This window comes from Xenorhabdus sp. KJ12.1, assembly GCF_963876495.1.
GTDB classification, from domain to species: domain Bacteria; phylum Pseudomonadota; class Gammaproteobacteria; order Enterobacterales; family Enterobacteriaceae; genus Xenorhabdus; species Xenorhabdus stockiae.
Genome location: NZ_CAWNQH010000138.1, coordinates 157199 through 172897, shown reverse-complemented (window position 1 = coordinate 172897; position 15699 = coordinate 157199). Strand labels below are relative to the sequence as shown.

Genomic DNA, 15699 nt, shown 5'->3' with positions numbered 1-15699 from the left:
TAATCCGGCGAGCATAGTTTTTATCTGCCGTTTTTTGGACAATTTTTCTCATTTTACGCCGCTCATTGCGCGGAATTGGTGGTACGATGGCCATAACTCAGTCCTTCCTTTTTGTGTTTTTTTGGTTTTGCGATTAAAAAGTTCGCAAAAATAGGACTGAGTTTCTTTGATTCGCCTATCATTTTGAAAAGCTATTTAGTCGCTTAATGATTCAGAGGGAGCTACGGGCTAATGTATTGGAAGTGCCTTTTGTTAATAAACTACCGGGTGCTATGTACTATGTAATGGGGAATAAGAATAGCAAACATACCAGAGTAATTGAATATTTCTGTCAATGGCTTATGGGAAAAATGAAATTAAAATAATGGGTTAAATATACTTATTTCAATGTTATCGCGTCCGATATTCCCTACCGGACGCCAGATATTATTAATGCGTAACAAGATTAATAAATATTTGTGCTCCAATCAGAAGGCAGTCATCGTCAATAAAATAAGGATTGGAATGCGGGAAGTTATCTATTCCTTTTTCTTTATTTCCGCTACCGAGGAAAAACATGGCACCTGTGCGATCTTTGGTGGCGTTAATCATGTAACTGAAATCCTCACTGCCTGTTGCTGGGCGGATGTTAGCGATTATATTTTCTGAGGGCAGGAATTTGCCGGCCGCTTCGATGATACGCTGGTAAGCGTAAGGATGGTTTTCCACTGCTGGGTAAGTTGCGTAGCTTACTGTAGTTCTGAAACCGCCCGCTTCGCTGCGGGCAATAATTTCCTGAATACCATTTTTGAGGATTTGGTCAGTTTCCTTATCCATCGTCCGAATGGTTCCTTGTGCCTGAGCATGGGCAGCGATGGCATTGGGAATTGTTCCGCCGTTAATCATGCCGCAAGTGAGTACTGCCGGGCTGAACGGATCTGTCTTTTTCGCGACAATATAGTCCATATAATCAATAATGCGACACATCTCCCGAATGGCATCCAGCCCTTTTTGTGGTGCTGAGCCGTGGGCAGAAATACCGTAGACATCAAGAGTCCATGTCGTCCCCCACGAGGTAAGGGTGCCGCTTGTCAGAGCGATAGTACCTGTATCCTCAGCACCATCGTTATGCAAGGCATAGACTTCACTGACACCGTCCATACACCCCAGCTCAACCATTTTATCTGCGCCCGGAATGCGCATATCTTCCTCTGCCATCTGGAAGATAAAGCGCACGTTGGCGTTCATCTCATGCTGATGCTGATGCTGTGACAGGTAATTGGCGGCAGTCAGTGCAACTGTCATATGGATGTCATGACCACAGTTATGCGCACAGCCTTCATGAACAGAGCTGTGGTCATTATTGGTCAGATCGGGCATTGCGAGTGCATCCATATCGGTACGAAATGCAAGCAGAGGTTTGGCTGGATCAATAATTAAATCGGCAGTAAAACCAGTATAATCTGAATAGTTTTTGATGGTGTAACCAAAGAATCTCATTAAATCAAGGCAATATTTTGACGTTTTAAACTCACGACCGGATAGTTCAGGAATTTTATGGAGATCCTGACGAGTCTTTTTGCTGAATTGTTCTAATGAAAATAGCGTATCGCTGACATTATATTTATTCATTATCTAACCCCTTTTACGCTGAATTTATTTGAGTCATGAAAGAAGTATCGAAAAAAGGTAATAAATAGAAACTATCATGAAAAGCATGGTCATTTGCCATAATATTTTTTCTCGGTTTCTTTTTCTTATCGTCAGATCTAGGGGGGTTGTCGTATGTGATGGATGAGACACTACATTTTAGGATATAGAGCGGGAACAACAGTGCATCGACACGATCACTGATTGTAAGAGAGATCGTATTGATCCAGATGGGGGCAATAAAGGATCTTTAATGCTGAGAGCATAACCGACCCTGAACTTATAAAAGATCGGCTTCCCGTAATGGGTCAAAATATCATTCAGTTTATGCTGTTGGTTTGATATCCATAATAGTTTCAATGGCGCCGCTGCTTAAGAGACGCTGTTTATTAGGAACAGCCTCAATCAAATGGTTGACTGGCAAAACTCGGATACCTGAGCCCAAAAACACCGGTACCGTGGTAATAAACAGTTGTTGTAATTCTCCGGCATCGGCAAAGAATGCTGCCGTTTCTCCACCACCAATAATCCATACGTCTTTATCCTTAGCGGCAGCCCGCGCTTTGGCGGCAATTTCACTGGCAGGATCATGAGTGACAACGGCATTAATTTCAGCCGGAACCGGTAAATTTCTGGAGGAGAGAATAAAAGAAGGGATATTCTGATATGGCCAGTGACCAGCCGTATTCTTCATAATCCATTCATAAGTTCCAGCCCCTATAATGGCTGCTCCAATACCCTGATAAAAGGTTTCATAAGGTGTGGCATCATCGCTGAGAGCAAATGTCTCCAGCCAGCCTAACTCATGATTCTCTGTAGCGATATAACCATCCATTGTTGCAGCAACATAATAAATGAGCTTTGACATATCTTTCCTCATTTTACTTTTTAGGATTTATGAATATTTTGAAAACCCAGTTGGTGTTGAGATAATTTTTTTTGTTACATTATTAATAACTCTATCAGGGGAATCGAAAATGGATTAGCTTTTTAAAGTAATATTTTAGAACAGCATGTTTAAAATTGATGTTGGTCACATAAAGTTTTGAAATAAAGAGTTTGTCTATAATTTTTTATGTATTAACTGTCACAACTACTACAAATTTTAAATAAAGCAGGATGAATAAATTGATTTGTAACCATGCAGTATGGTTGCTTTAATCATCCAGTTTTTATCGATAATATATTGATTAATCAATCACATTAAATTCACGTTAAGGATAAATGATGGCTATTGGATACTTCTTAGTTGTTGGGGATAAAACAACATGTGGTGGTGCAATTTTAACGGGCAGTAGTACAGTCACTTTTTACGGTAAGCCGTCTGCTCTTGAAGGTTCAGAGGTCAGTTGTGGCAGATTTGCCGGTAAATACCGGATTATCGGCGGTGTCAGTGGTTTTATCAATTATCAGCAAAGAATGGCAGGAACGCTGGATAGCCAGAGTAGTTGCCCTTGTCAGGCTGGCTTGATTCAGTCTATTCCTGATTCCTATGCTAAATAATGACAGTTTGTAACTAATTATGCCATTGCAAATATCTCCGATGGCATTTAAGAGATTAAATAAATAATTTATGTTATTGACAATTAGCTTTTAAAATATAAAAGATATGACCAAAAATAAGAGGTGTCTTATTGGATTGTTGTTTAATTTGTTTATAGGATTACTCTTATTGAATAAGATAGGGCAGAAAACGGATTTAACCAAAATAGAAAGGATAACAAATTATGTCTAGATTTATTGTTACACGGAATAACGGAAAAGCGCTTCTCGGAACTGAGTTTCATCTGACTCCGGGTAATACACTGACATTAAAGATTGATGGCTTAAACCTCAATACCAGAAAGCACCTTAAGTTTCTGTCAGAGAATGGTTTGGTAACTATTTTTCAGCGTGATAATCCTCAGATGAGAGAGCAAACATTGCAAATAACGGCGATTAATATAGGAGTAAGTAAAGTTAAGGCGGTTGATACAAATATTGATTTCTGTCCTAATTTTGCTCAGGGTGTTGCTGAAGATTGCTTTCCACATTTAACGATTAATATCGTACCTAAAATATCGATCCCCGCTGATCTTACTGCTGAGCAGAGAGCAATGCTGATGGTGTTGTTGGCAGAAACAACATCACCAGATACAATCGGTGGAAAGTATGATGAAAAAGAAGCTAAGGACACTATGCAGTATATGCATGATGTATTATTAAATAGAGTAAAATCTCCTAAATCACAATACCTTGGTGTTCCTAAACATGGAAATAAATTAATTGGTCTCATTTCAGCACCAAAAACAATAGAAGGTTTTCAGCAATACCCCAATATTAAAACCAGTATAAAGGATAGGATTGATGGCATGATCGTTACTGCAAATGATGGGACTCAAGATAAATTTTTAGCATATCGACGATTGATTACAAATGCTATAAATATAGCTAAAAGTAATCATATATCTAATGCAGAGGTTATTGCATGGAGAACAGAAGGTAGTGGTTCACCTGGTTCCAATTTTATTAAATTATTTTCATTGCAAGGGCAAGAGTTTTATAAACTTTCTGAACAGTACCTTAAATAAGAGTTTATATATGAAGTATTTAATTGGTTTTTTTATTATTTTGTTTTCTATTGCTGCTTTTTCAAATCAGGATAAACTAGATTTCAAATCGTGGAGTAATACGGGGCAATGGGGGATATTCTATAGGCATCCAGATAGCCATTTTAAGATCTTAGAAATCAATAAATATAAGGAGGGTTATCTGCCCGCTTTTAGTTATCTTATTAATTTATTTGATTTAAAAAATGTAGACAATGAGTATTGTCTAATTGGTTACCGATGGAAAAAAACAAAAGAAAATAATGAACTTGAAAGATTAATGATTGTTTGGAAAACTGCTAATTATTTGATTCATTGGAATTTACCAGATGAAAAGGATGCGTATAGTTATAAAGCAATTATATATGGTAAGCCATTTATTGATATGAATGAGTCAGTGGTTCCTTATAAAGAAACAAAAGGAGCACAAGCTTTATATGCTAAAGAAGGCGTTATTCAATTACTGGAAGATTGTGAGTTACATGGTCAAAAAATAACGATAAAACCTTCTGAGGTGGTTGATATTAAATAGTATTGAAGCTGCTCGCAGCCAGCGAGCAGTAGGAACCATTTTACAATTGATTCTTAGGCACAAAATCGTCACTAAAGATCATCCGCTTACGTCCCGGTTCTATTTCAGTCAACGGTTCTACCTGCCTCAATGTATTTTTACAACGTGTTACTAAATCTTGATATTCCCGAGTGCTGATCCGCTTCCATTCCAGTTCCTGCTCGGTCAGAGTACGCAAAGCGCGGGCGGGGGTGCCGACGATCAGCTGATTGGCTGCAAAAATCGCTTCTGCCTTGATAAAGGCCATTGCTCCCACAATACAGTTTTCACCAATTTCTGCGCCATCCATCACAACTGAATTCATGCCAACCAAAACATTGCGCCGGATTTGGCATCCATGCAGTATCGCTCCATGCCCGATATGACCGTTTTCTTCAACCACTGTGTCCTGTTGAGGATAACCGTGCATGACGCAATTATCCTGAATATTCGAACCATCCATCACCACCAGCCGACCGAAATCACCACGCAGGCTGGCATTCGGGCCGATATAAACCTGCCTGCCAATAATGACGTCACCGACCAGAACAGCGGTAGGGTGAACATAACTACTGGGATCAATAACCGGAGTTAAACCATCAAGTTGATATACAGGCATAAGTATTTCCTCAAACAATTGTTAGACGTTACTAAGAGCCGCTGTGTAATCCGCCAAAACGACGATAGTACGCAGCAGCAGGCTGGGGCAATTTACCTATGGTGGTTTCGCATTGTTCACCAATGTATCGTGTTGCGGCAGGGCCAATACGCTGGTAGATGTTGATGCATAAATTCCGGGCGATTTGGCCTTCCCACTGTGTAGGTAACAGCGCATTCGGTAATAGTGGATCACGCAGTACAACACGGCGGTAAAAGTGGATAAGCAGAAGGCGTAACTGGAAACAGCGCTCTGGTGTCAGTTCGTCTGCATGACAGTCTTGCAAGAGTTTCATCAAGGGCCGGAATGTGATGATAAATTCATGATAGTGCTCAGCAACCTGCTCCAGCGACCAGCTGGCTGATACCCGTTCTTTCAGGCTCTGTTCGGAGCGGGGATAAGGATAATCTGCCCGGAAGTAGATCACGGAATCACTGGCGTTGAGTTCTCCGAGCAGGGCCGGAATATCACTTTGTGAACTGCTGGGGGCTGCCATTAATGTGCTGTTGAGTTGACCAAACCCAAACCAGTTCAGCTCTTTTTTCAGGCGGGTACGCTCCTCTTTACCGGTTTCTTCCAACAGCAATAAATCCCATTTGCCATCCCATGCCGGTTGTTCTCTGAGATAAATTTTACTTTCTGCATGACGGAATTGGTTCATGCCCCGCTCAGTGATACGGTAATAACTGCGACGACCTATTTTCTCTACCTCCAGCCAACCCTCTTTTTGTAAACGAAATACAGATGTCCGGACAAAACGGTCACTGAACCCCAGTGGTTCCAGCAGAAGGCTGAGACTACCCAGCCAGACTTCACCTCCCCGATGGCTGAGCGCATCGCCATACAGGGAAATGATCAGCGATGTTCCGCTAATCGGCTGGGCATCAAGGGCATGTCGAATAAAATCGTCGAGTTTGTGTGTCATATTTTGTTATTGTCTGAGCGCAAATGAGTCATGACAGTAGCATAAACAGGTATCCCAGTCGTTATTGTATTGTTGGAATATTATTTCTGCTGACGGTGGTCAAGAACCCGAACCGCTTTGCCTTCGGAACGTGGAATATCCCCGCAGTTAACGATACTGACTTCGGTGCTGATCCCTATCATGGCCTTGATGTGATGGCGTAATTGGTGGCAGATATCGCAGCGTTGCTGGATACTCAGTTGCGCCGGATCTTTCAGTTCGACCTTGACGGACAGGCTGTCATAATTCCCAACGCGGTTCACTTCCAGTTGATAATGTGGCGACAACTCGCTGAAACGCGTGATCTGTTCTTCTACCTGTGATGGAAAGACATTGATGCCACGGATGATGAGCATGTCGTCGGAACGTCCGGTAATCCTGTCCATGCGCCGCATATTGCGAGCGGTTCCCGGTAACAGGCGTGTCAGGTCGCGGGTACGGTAGCGGATCATCGGCATGGCTTCTTTGGTGAGAGTGGTAAAAACCAGCTCACCATTCTCGCCGTCCGGTAATACATTCAGGTTGTCAGGGTCGATCACTTCCGGATAAAAATGGTCTTCCCAAATAGTCGAGCCATCGGCATATTCCAGTGATTCCATGGCGACACCCGGCCCCATGATTTCGGACAAACCATAAATATCCAGCGCCTTGATACCCATACGAGTTTCAATTTCATGCCGAAGCCCTTCAGTCCACGGTTCAGCCCCGAAAATACCGACCCGCAGAGAGCATTGTCTGGCATCGCCTCCCATTTGCTGTTCCAATACATCCAATAGTGTCAGGCAGTAAGAGGGTGTCATCATAATGACATCGGGTTTAAAGTCGCAGATCAGCTGTGCCTGTTTTTCTGTCTGCCCGCCAGACATCGGGATCACGGCAGCCCCCAGACGCTCAGCGCCATAATGTGCTCCCAGACCGCCAGTGAACAGGCCGTAACCGTAAGCGACATGTATTTTGTCTTTGGCTGTTGCTCCGGCAAAACGCAGGCTACGGGCGATCAGATCAGCCCAGTTGTCGATATCTTGCTGAGTATAGCCAACAACGGTCGGACGCCCTGTCGTTCCGGATGAAGCATGGATACGCACGATTTTTTCCATCGGAACGGCAAAGGTATCAAAAGGGTAGTTATCCCTCAGATCCTGTTTGGTGGTGAAAGGAAATTTAGCGATGTCTTCAAGCTGCCGGAAATCATTGGGGTGAATACCAATCGCATCAAATTTACGGCGATACATTGGCACGTTGTTATAGGCATGATGCAATGTCCATTTCATCTGCTTAAACTGTCGCGCCTGAATTTCGTCGCGTGAAGCAAATTCAACAGAATCGAGATTGGCCTCGGGATGTGGAGTGAAGCTTGAGTTGAGGTGCTGTACGTTGTTGCTCATAATTCCCGCCCTTTTTGTTGGTTTAACTGTATCAGGCTGTTTTTATTGTTATATGCAGGTGTTGGTTATGAAATACGTTCAATAATCATGGCAATTCCCTGCCCAACGCCGATGCACATAGTGCATAAGGCATAGCGTCCGGCCCGCCGTTCCAGTTCAAGCGTTGCTGTCAGTGCAAGCCGGGCACCACTCATTCCCAGCGGATGCCCCAGTGCTATCGCACCGCCATTCGGGTTCACATGTTCTGCATCATCCGGTAATCCCCATTGGCGCATCACGGCCAGTGACTGAGCTGCGAAGGCTTCGTTCAGTTCGATCACATCCATCTGATTCAGACTCAGCCCGGTGAGTGCTAACACTTTGCTCGTGGCTGACAGTGGCCCAATCCCCATAATGCGCGGTTCAACACCGCTGGTTGCGGTTGCCACAATACGCGCTTTAGGTATCAACCCGTGTTTTAATGCTGCGGCTTCTGAAGCGATAATCAGGGCGGCGGCTCCGTCATTGACGCCGGAAGCATTACCGGCAGTGACGGTGCCTTCAGTCCGGAATGGTGTTTTCAGCTTTTGTAATTGCGCTAATGTTGTTTCAGGGCGGGGATGTTCATCCTGTGAAATAAGCGTGTCTTCCCCTTTTTTCCGGCAGTCAGGCAGGGTAACAGGGGTGATCTCTTCGGCCAGAATGCCTTGTTGCTGCGCTTTAGCGGTACGTTGCTGGCTGCGCAGCGCGAAAGCATCCTGAGCATCCCGGCTGATTTCAAATAGGGCCGCAACATTTTCTGCGGTTTCCGGCATCGAATCTGTACCAAATTGTTTCTGTATCAGCGGATTAATGAAACGCCAGCCAATTGTGGTATCAAATATCTGAGCCTGACGGCTGAAAGCCGTTTCCGCTTTTCCCATCACTAATGGGGCACGGGTCATGGATTCCACACCACCAGCCAGTATCAGCTGAGCTTCATCTGCTTTGATACTGCGGGCAGCAAAAGCCAGTGCATCCAGACCGGAGCCACACAATCGGTTGAGAGTTGTGCCGGGAACGGAATATGGCAGGCCAGCCAGCAATGTCGCCATGCGAGCGACATTGCGGTTATCTTCACCCGCCTGATTTGCACAACCGAGAATGACATCATCAATCGTTTGCCCGTCCAGTCCGGGATAACGTGCCAGCAATGCCCGTAGCGGCAGAGCGGCCAGATCATCAGGGCGCAGGTTGGCGAGGGCTCCCCCATAACGGCCGATAGGTGTACGCACTCCGTCACAAATAAATGCATGGGTCATGATTTTTCTTTCCTGATTGCTTTAGTAGGAGTCGTTGTTTTGGCGGGTTCTTCTAAAACAGAATGACCCAGACGGTGAGAGTGACCACGGAAAAAGGCCACCGTTTTGCCATTCTGATTGGTAATTTTGACATCATATAACCCGTTAGTTTTGCCCTGATGCTGCACTGACGCGTTAGCAGTAAGCCGGTCACCATTAAAAACCGGATGGATGAAATCGATATTACAGCCGGAAGCGACAGCCGCAATTCCCTCACTGTTGCAGGCATAGGCAAATGCGGTATCTGCCAGACTGAATATAATGCCACCATGACAGGTCTTATGACCGTTAAGCATGGTAGGTACAATGGTCATGCTTAACTGAGCAATCCCGATGTCGATATAGTCAATCTGCATTCCCATATTATTAGCGCAGGCATCTTTGGTATACATGGTCTCAATACAGTTTCGGGCAAGTTGCTTCGGGGAAGTATTCGTTTTATTAGGCATGATCTTTCTTCTTATGTTGATATTCATGTTGCCGGAGAGATGGAGACTGTAATGTGACATGGCCCGCCGCCAGCTGCCGAAGCAGGGGCGACGGACGATAACGGGTTTCCCCGTAAAACTGTCGTAAGTTTTCCAGTATATTGAAAATATGCTGCCAGCCGAGCTGAGTTCCCCATGCCAGTGGCCCGATGGGATAATTCACACCACGGCACATTGCCAGATCGATATCTTCCGCGCTGGCAATGCCTTTATTAAGCGCATCCAGCGCTTCGTTGCACAGCATTGCCACAGTCCGCATCGTCAGCATGGCCGGATAATCCGGCAGTAAAATGACCTGCTTGCCGAGAGAATGGAGAAAACGGGCGACTTTTGCCGTTTGTTGTTGAGTGTTCTGGCTGGCTGCACTTATTGTGATTATCGGAGCTGCATGATGATTGGCAGACAGATCAAACTGTACGACCGGAGCCTGAATTTCATCAGCCAGTTGGGAGCTGGTTTTTCCGGTTGCCAGCATAAATAGAACATCATCAATCTGTAATGCAGGTGAAGATAATGGGATATTGTATTTTTCCCCGCAGAATACCCCGTTTTCCTGTAATTTTTCCTGTAACAGAGCGGCAAAATGCGGCAGGGCAGACCAGTCTCCGCTCGCATTTATTTGTGCTGATGTGATCGGCTCAGCGGCTTGTATTTCTTCAATCTCAGGAAGTAATTGCGGTTTTTTATCTGTGCTATTTTTTTCTGCATTATTGGTGTCGGAATAGAGATAAAACCCCCGGCCACTTTTACGCCCCAGATGATTAGCTTCCACCAGTTCTTTTTGGCGTAATGATGGCTGAAAGCGGGGATCACCGTAGAACGCGTGAAACAGGGATTCAGTAACAGCGTAATTAACGTCATGTCCGATTAAATCAGTCAGCTGTAATGGCCCCATAGCAAAGCCGCCGGCATCCTTTATGACGGCATCCAGTGTCGCAGGTGATGCGATCTGCTCTTCCAGTGCACGCAGGGCTTCGGCGTAAAAAGGCCGCGCAATGCGGTTGACGATAAAACCGGGTGTAGAGCGGCAAATGACTGGCTGTTTTTGCCAGTTGATCATGAGGTATTTAAGCGTTGCGATAATTTGTGGGCAGGTTTCCAGCCCTTGCACGATTTCCACTAGTTTCATTAGCGGAGCAGGGTTGAAAAAATGCAGCCCGGCCATGCGTTGAGGTTTACTCAGAACACGGGCAATAGCCGTAATCGACAGCGATGAGGTATTACTGGCAAAAATGGTTTGTTCTGAACACAGGGATTCCAGCTGGTGGAATAGTTTTTGTTTGGCTTCCAGCTGCTCGATAATCGCTTCAATCACCAGTATACAGGGAGCTAATGCCTGTAATGAGTCAACCAGAGTGATGCGTTGCAATAGCGCCTGAGTTTTGTCTGCATCGGCTTTACCTGCTGCGACACGCTGATGCAGGCGGGTATGGAGTGTATCCAGCGCCCGTTGTGCGGCTTCATCATTAGCGTCAAATAGCAGGACGGAATGTCCTGCTAGTGCTGCAACCTGAGCAATGCCGATACCCATCGTTCCCGCGCCAATAACAGCGATTGGGCCTTCTGGTATTGATTCATTAATTGATTCGTTATCTGTTGAATCACTGAATGTCGGGCGATGATGTATTGGCATATTCATATTTATTTTCCTTTAAACTGTGGTTCGCGCTTTTCCATAAACGCACGAATGCCTTCCTGAAAATCTTCTGTATGCCCACACTGGCGTTGTAGATCGCGCTCAAGCTCAAGCTGCTGATCCAACGTGTTGGTTGCGGCGGCGTAAGTGGATTTTTTGATGCACGCAAGGGAGACTGTCGGCTGAGTTGCCAGACGTTGGGCGATTTCCCATGCTTTTTCTTCCAGTTCTTTAGGTTCAAAGACCTGCCAGATCATGCCCCACTCCAGTGCCTGTTCAGCACTGATTTTGTCTCCCAGCATTGCCATTCCCATCGCGCGGGCATGACCAATTTTATGGGGCAGGAACCAGCTGCCGCCTGCATCAGGTGTCAGGCCAATACGACAGAAAGCCTGAATAAAGGTGGTATTGCGGGACGCGAGCACAATGTCACCCGCCAAAGCAAGAGAAAGACCCGCTCCCGCTGCCACGCCATGAACAGCGCAAATCACCGGCTTGGGAAGGGTGGTCAGACGGCGGATTAGCGGGTTATAGTAAGTTTCAAGGGAATAGCCGAGATCAGGAACGCCACCTACGTTGATAACAGAACTACGATCATTTAAATCCTGACCAGCACAGAAACCACGTCCGGTTCCTGAAATCAGTACACAGCGCACCGATTCATCCTGTTCTGCAATTTTCAGAGCTTCACTGAGTTGCAGGTGCATTTCCTCGTTGATGCTGTTTATCAGTCTTGGACGATTGAGTTTAATGCTAAGGACACCTGCTTTCACTTCAGTGAGTATCGTGGGTATATTTTCATTTTCCATCTACTAGCATCCTTTAAATGTTGGTTTACGTTTTTCAAGGAAGGCTGAAATACCTTCCTGACGATCGGCTGTACCTGCTAAGGCAACAAAGTGTTGTCGTTCAGCGGACAGCCCTTGTGACAGGCTGGTTTCGTATGCAGTCTTGAGCGCAGCCTTAGCCGCCCGCAAAGCCAGCGGCGAAAATTCACTGATGCGATCTGCTATCTGTTGTGCACGTTTCAACGTCAGGTTATCGATGCAAATTTCACTCACTAACCCTGCCTGTTGCGCCTGATGAGCGTTAATGGCTTCGCCGGTTAATATCATCTGGCTGGCAAGGGCTTTGCCTACACTGCGGATAAGCCGTTGTGTTCCTCCCGCTCCCGGCATTAACCCCAGCGTGATTTCCGGCAGCCCAAAGCTGGCGTTTTCACCACAAATCACCAGATCGCAGGCCAGTGCCAGTTCACAGCCCGCGCCGAGGGCATAACCATTAACGGCGGCTATCATCGGTTTGCTGATATTGTTCAGCCGCTGCCAGAGTTGGGGGCGACGATCAGTTATTGCGCTGGCAACGGTTTGTTGCTGTAGTTCTTTAAGGTCTGCCCCGGCGGCGAAGCAGCGTAGTGAGCCGGTAATGATGATGACACCGGTTCCGGCATCGGCATCTGCCTGTTCCAGATGTTGTACGAGCAGTTCCAGACAGTCATTGCTGAGGGCATTACGTACTTCTGGGCGGTTGAGGGTCAGTGTGCGTACCCGCTGTTGTTGAAGACTTAAAACCCATTCCTGATTCATGGTATCTCCTGATTTGCACTCTTATCTCTGGAATATTTCTGATTAATGAGAGATTTCAGACATCAAAATCAACAACAACACCATCGCCTTTCGGCCATGACTGGCAGCTTAAAATATAACCAGCGGCCAGTTGATCCGGTTCAAGGCTGTAGTTCACCCCCATATCCACTTCACCGGATTTGAGCCGGCATTTACAGGTGGCACAAACACCACCTTTACAGGCGTAGGGCAAATCTGCGCCCTGACGCAGGGCTGCATCAAGAATGCTGTTATCCTCAGCATTCATCACAATATTCAGAGTGCGACCATCTAAATGAATTTCGACACTCGTTTCATTGCGTCCGGCCAGACTGGCAGGACGGGAAGCAGTGTAGAGTGGATGATTACCGGTATTGAAACGTTCACTATGGATGTGTTCAGGCGCCATGCCGGCTTGCTCAAGTGCTGATTTGGCATCATCCAGCATCGTTGCAGGTCCACAAAGAAAAGCGTGATCAAACTGGGAAAAATTAAGGAGTATCTTGCCGATCCGCAGCAGGTTTTCGGTATTGATACGACCGTTGAGCAGCGGGCTGTCAGTAGTTTCCTGACTGAATAGATACATGACCTGAAAACGTTGCAGGTAGCGGTTTTTCAGATCAGCCAGCGCTTCCCTGAACATCACCGAGCGGCTGGTACTGTTGCCATAAATCAGCGTAAAAATACTGTCTGGCTCCAAAGCCAGTGTGCTTTTGATAATCGACAGGATAGGCGTAATACCTGAACCGGCCGCAATCGCCAGATAATTTCCCGGTTTGCTGGTATCAGGGGGATGACCAAAATTACCTTGTGGCTGCATGACATCCAGCTCATCCCCAACTTTCAATTGTTGATTAATAAAAGTAGAGAATCGCCCCTGATAGATAGCCTTGACACCAATTTGTAGTGTGTCATCCAGTGGTGAGCTACAGATGGAGTAGCAACGGCGCAGTTCTTCCCCGTTAACCTCTGCCTTGAGTGTCAGATGCTGACCCGGCTGATAGTGGAAATATTCTTTCAGTTCATCGGGAATGTGCAGTGTGACTGCTACAGAATCTGGCGTTTCCTGTTCAATAGCAGCAATGCGTAAGCGATGAAACTGTGTCCGGTGAGACTGCTTTTGTTGAGAACCGGGATGAGGAAGAATAGCCATCTGCTGCTCCCTTAAATACATTTGAAATAATCGAAAGGTTCCAGACAGTGCTGACAGCGATAAAGTGCTTTGCACGCGGTGGAACCAAACTCACTGATTTTTTCTGTCTGATGGCTGCCACAACGCGGGCAGGTAATGGATTCGGTGTCTGCGGGTTTTTCGCAGGCCACTCCCTGTGGTGGCGCGATACCGGATTCCCGCAGACGCTGTCTGGCATCAGCATTCATCCAGTCAGTCGTCCATGCCGGGCTCAGGCTTACGTCAATATGTACAGGGGAAAAACCGGCATGAGCCAGTGTTGTCCGGATTTCATGAATGAGAAAATCCGTGGCCGGGCAGCCTGAATAAGTGGGAGTGAATACCACTTGCCACCCCTTCTGACCGTTCTGCTCATTCTGGAAAGCGGTGACTTCTCGTATCATACCGAGGTCGGTAATCGATAACGTCGGCAGTTCTGGATCGGCAATCTGATGCAGACACTGCCAGATCTGGTGGATTTCGGGTTGCTGCAATGCTATTGATTGCAACGCTATTGATTGCAAGGAACTAAGTTGCTGTTCCATCCTACCCTCCTATACCCTTCGTCTTTCGAGCTGCCTCTTTGTTGGCTGCGTTCACCAGTTATTGTCTGGATATGCCCGCTGTAAAAACTGCATTTCTGCCAGTATGTATCCGAGATGTTCTGTATGCCGCCCTTGCTTGCCGCCCTGCCGGTAAGGGGGTTCCTGCGGTATTTCCAGCGTGGCCTGAGCAAAGGTGTCTTTGACCATTTGCTGCCAGGGTTCATGCAGTGTCCGGGGATCAACCGCAATGCCCGCCTCAGCAAGTTGCTGCTCTACTTCATCGCAATGGAAAAGTTCGCCGGTAAAGCGCCACAGCTGATTGACAGACTGCTGCATTTTCTCGTGGCTCTGTTCTGTGCCATCCCCCAGACGGATCATCCAGCCACGGCTGAAACGCAGGTGATATTCCACCTCTTTTAATGACTTATTGCTGATAGCGGCTAATTGAGTATCACGGCTCTGCCTTAATGCCTGATGAAGTAAGACGTGATAGGCATCGATAAAAAACTGGCGCACCAGCGTATCGTTAAAGCCGCCATTAGGTTGCTCCACCAGCAGAAGATTGCGGAACTCCCGCTCATCACGACCAAAAGCCAACCGGTCTTCATCACTTTCTCTATTTTTTTCAGCATCAGTTCCGTCAAGTGTGGCTGCATAGCTGAGAAAATGGCGTGCCTGACCCAGCAAATCGAGACCGATGTTAGCCAGAGCCAAATCAATTTCCAGTTCTGGCGCGTGACCACACCATTCGCACAGGCGCTGCGCCAGAATCAGCGGGCTGTCTCCGAGACGCAGTACGTAGTTGAAAAGATTATGATTGAGAAGGTTATGATCGAGGGAAGCGGTATGAGGCATGTTCATATTTTCCCCCTTACATATTCTTGATGCCGTCAGGGATCGTGTAGAACGTCGGATGACGGTAAATCTTATCTTCCGACGGTTCAAAAAAAGCACTGCGATCTTCCGGTTGTGATGCAACCAAGTAGATGGATTTCACCACCCAGATAGAGCAGCCTTCATTGCGCCGGGTATAAGCATCACGCGCATTTTCCAGCGCCATCTGATCATCCGCTGCATGGAGGCTGCCGACATGACGATGAGCCAGCCCCTGCTTACTGCGAACAAAGACTTCATACAGTGGCCAATCGGTATTGTTCATATC

17 protein-coding genes are annotated in these 15699 nt (G+C 46.3%); 3 read left to right on the top strand and 14 right to left on the bottom strand.

Annotated features, from left to right (window positions below; all coding sequences use genetic code 11):
- Positions 1-429: 429 nt before the first annotated feature.
- Both AACS92_RS21690 and AACS92_RS21685 read right to left on the bottom strand, forming a co-directional pair.
- Complete coding sequence (locus tag AACS92_RS21690; protein WP_099109570.1) at positions 430-1614, bottom strand: M20 metallopeptidase family protein; 1185 nt, start codon at positions 1612-1614, stop codon at positions 430-432.
- A gap of 340 nt (positions 1615-1954) precedes the next feature.
- A complete protein-coding gene (locus AACS92_RS21685; protein ID WP_099109569.1) occupies positions 1955-2497 on the bottom strand; it encodes a dihydrofolate reductase family protein in 543 nt (180 codons plus the stop codon).
- A 356-nt stretch (positions 2498-2853) separates the two neighbouring features.
- Between AACS92_RS21685 and AACS92_RS21680 the strand changes: the two genes are divergently transcribed.
- The 3 genes from AACS92_RS21680 (at position 2854) to AACS92_RS21670 (ending at position 4749) form a co-directional block, all read left to right on the top strand.
- A complete protein-coding gene (locus AACS92_RS21680) occupies positions 2854-3132 on the top strand; it encodes a PAAR domain-containing protein (RefSeq protein WP_241537919.1) in 279 nt (92 codons plus the stop codon).
- A 224-nt stretch (positions 3133-3356) separates the two neighbouring features.
- The gene (locus AACS92_RS21675) at positions 3357-4199 is read left to right on the top strand and encodes a hypothetical protein (protein ID WP_099109567.1); all 843 of its coding nucleotides are present in this window, start codon (positions 3357-3359) and stop codon (positions 4197-4199) included.
- Positions 4200-4209: 10 nt separating this feature from the next.
- Positions 4210-4749 carry a hypothetical protein gene (locus AACS92_RS21670; RefSeq protein WP_099109566.1) on the top strand — a complete coding sequence of 180 codons (540 nt, stop codon included), beginning with the start codon at positions 4210-4212 and terminating at the stop codon, positions 4747-4749.
- Positions 4750-4789: 40 nt separating this feature from the next.
- Here AACS92_RS21670 and paaY read toward each other — a convergent pair whose 3' ends face one another.
- The 12 genes from paaY to paaB all read right to left on the bottom strand — a co-directional run bounded on the left by paaY (position 4790) and on the right by paaB (position 15696).
- Complete coding sequence (paaY, locus tag AACS92_RS21665) at positions 4790-5386, bottom strand: phenylacetic acid degradation protein PaaY (RefSeq protein ID WP_099109565.1); 597 nt, start codon at positions 5384-5386, stop codon at positions 4790-4792.
- A gap of 31 nt (positions 5387-5417) precedes the next feature.
- A complete protein-coding gene (gene paaX / locus AACS92_RS21660) occupies positions 5418-6350 on the bottom strand; it encodes a phenylacetic acid degradation operon negative regulatory protein PaaX (RefSeq protein ID WP_099109564.1) in 933 nt (310 codons plus the stop codon).
- Between the two features lie 80 nt (positions 6351-6430).
- Positions 6431-7774 (bottom strand): phenylacetate--CoA ligase PaaK, encoded by a 1344-nt coding sequence (paaK, locus tag AACS92_RS21655; RefSeq protein WP_099109563.1) that lies wholly within the window; start codon positions 7772-7774, stop codon positions 6431-6433.
- Positions 7775-7839: 65 nt separating this feature from the next.
- On the bottom strand, positions 7840-9054 hold the full coding sequence (gene pcaF / locus AACS92_RS21650) for a 3-oxoadipyl-CoA thiolase (RefSeq protein WP_099109562.1): 1215 nt from the start codon (positions 9052-9054) through the stop codon (positions 7840-7842).
- Complete coding sequence (gene paaI, locus AACS92_RS21645) at positions 9051-9542, bottom strand: hydroxyphenylacetyl-CoA thioesterase PaaI (protein WP_099109561.1); 492 nt, start codon at positions 9540-9542, stop codon at positions 9051-9053. Before paaI ends, pcaF begins: the two co-directional genes overlap by 4 nt.
- On the bottom strand, positions 9535-11112 hold the full coding sequence (locus AACS92_RS21640; protein WP_241537920.1) for a 3-hydroxyacyl-CoA dehydrogenase: 1578 nt from the start codon (positions 11110-11112) through the stop codon (positions 9535-9537). Before AACS92_RS21640 ends, paaI begins: the two co-directional genes overlap by 8 nt.
- A 110-nt stretch (positions 11113-11222) precedes the next feature.
- Positions 11223-12026 (bottom strand): 2-(1,2-epoxy-1,2-dihydrophenyl)acetyl-CoA isomerase PaaG, encoded by an 804-nt coding sequence (gene paaG / locus AACS92_RS21635; RefSeq protein WP_099109560.1) that lies wholly within the window; start codon positions 12024-12026, stop codon positions 11223-11225.
- Positions 12027-12029: 3 nt separating this feature from the next.
- The gene (gene paaF / locus AACS92_RS21630; protein WP_099109559.1) at positions 12030-12803 is read right to left on the bottom strand and encodes a 2,3-dehydroadipyl-CoA hydratase PaaF; all 774 of its coding nucleotides are present in this window, start codon (positions 12801-12803) and stop codon (positions 12030-12032) included.
- 55 nt (positions 12804-12858) lie between these two features.
- Positions 12859-13974, bottom strand: coding sequence for a 1,2-phenylacetyl-CoA epoxidase subunit PaaE (gene paaE / locus AACS92_RS21625; protein WP_099109558.1), 1116 nt, complete (start codon positions 13972-13974; stop codon positions 12859-12861).
- An 11-nt stretch (positions 13975-13985) separates the two neighbouring features.
- A complete protein-coding gene (gene paaD, locus AACS92_RS21620) occupies positions 13986-14537 on the bottom strand; it encodes a 1,2-phenylacetyl-CoA epoxidase subunit PaaD (protein WP_099109557.1) in 552 nt (183 codons plus the stop codon).
- 51 nt (positions 14538-14588) lie between these two features.
- A complete protein-coding gene (gene paaC, locus AACS92_RS21615) occupies positions 14589-15392 on the bottom strand; it encodes a 1,2-phenylacetyl-CoA epoxidase subunit PaaC (RefSeq protein ID WP_099109578.1) in 804 nt (267 codons plus the stop codon).
- A 16-nt stretch (positions 15393-15408) separates the two neighbouring features.
- Complete coding sequence (paaB, locus tag AACS92_RS21610; protein WP_099109556.1) at positions 15409-15696, bottom strand: 1,2-phenylacetyl-CoA epoxidase subunit PaaB; 288 nt, start codon at positions 15694-15696, stop codon at positions 15409-15411.
- Between the last annotated feature and the right edge of the window lie 3 nt (positions 15697-15699).

What these genes read in the sequence shown, in the direction of transcription:
- paaX (WP_099109564.1), bottom strand. Translation starts at nt 6,350, where the DNA reads ATGACACACAAACTCGACGATTTTATTCGACATGCCCTTGATGCCCAG.
- pcaF (WP_099109562.1), bottom strand. Translation starts at nt 9,054, where the DNA reads ATGACCCATGCATTTATTTGTGACGGAGTGCGTACACCTATCGGCCGT.
- AACS92_RS21670 (WP_099109566.1), top strand. Translation starts at nt 4,210, where the DNA reads ATGAAGTATTTAATTGGTTTTTTTATTATTTTGTTTTCTATTGCTGCT.
- paaK (WP_099109563.1), bottom strand. Translation starts at nt 7,774, where the DNA reads ATGAGCAACAACGTACAGCACCTCAACTCAAGCTTCACTCCACATCCC.
- AACS92_RS21675 (WP_099109567.1), top strand. Translation starts at nt 3,357, where the DNA reads ATGTCTAGATTTATTGTTACACGGAATAACGGAAAAGCGCTTCTCGGA.
- paaC (WP_099109578.1), bottom strand. Translation starts at nt 15,392, where the DNA reads ATGCCTCATACCGCTTCCCTCGATCATAACCTTCTCAATCATAATCTT.
- AACS92_RS21680 (WP_241537919.1), top strand. Translation starts at nt 2,854, where the DNA reads ATGATGGCTATTGGATACTTCTTAGTTGTTGGGGATAAAACAACATGT.
- AACS92_RS21685 (WP_099109569.1), bottom strand. Translation starts at nt 2,497, where the DNA reads ATGTCAAAGCTCATTTATTATGTTGCTGCAACAATGGATGGTTATATC.
- paaD (WP_099109557.1), bottom strand. Translation starts at nt 14,537, where the DNA reads ATGGAACAGCAACTTAGTTCCTTGCAATCAATAGCGTTGCAATCAATA.
- paaB (WP_099109556.1), bottom strand. Translation starts at nt 15,696, where the DNA reads ATGAACAATACCGATTGGCCACTGTATGAAGTCTTTGTTCGCAGTAAG.
- AACS92_RS21640 (WP_241537920.1), bottom strand. Translation starts at nt 11,112, where the DNA reads ATGGGTATCGGCATTGCTCAGGTTGCAGCACTAGCAGGACATTCCGTC.
- paaI (WP_099109561.1), bottom strand. Translation starts at nt 9,542, where the DNA reads ATGCCTAATAAAACGAATACTTCCCCGAAGCAACTTGCCCGAAACTGT.
- paaY (WP_099109565.1), bottom strand. Translation starts at nt 5,386, where the DNA reads ATGCCTGTATATCAACTTGATGGTTTAACTCCGGTTATTGATCCCAGT.
- paaE (WP_099109558.1), bottom strand. Translation starts at nt 13,974, where the DNA reads ATGGCTATTCTTCCTCATCCCGGTTCTCAACAAAAGCAGTCTCACCGG.
- paaG (WP_099109560.1), bottom strand. Translation starts at nt 12,026, where the DNA reads ATGGAAAATGAAAATATACCCACGATACTCACTGAAGTGAAAGCAGGT.
- paaF (WP_099109559.1), bottom strand. Translation starts at nt 12,803, where the DNA reads ATGAATCAGGAATGGGTTTTAAGTCTTCAACAACAGCGGGTACGCACA.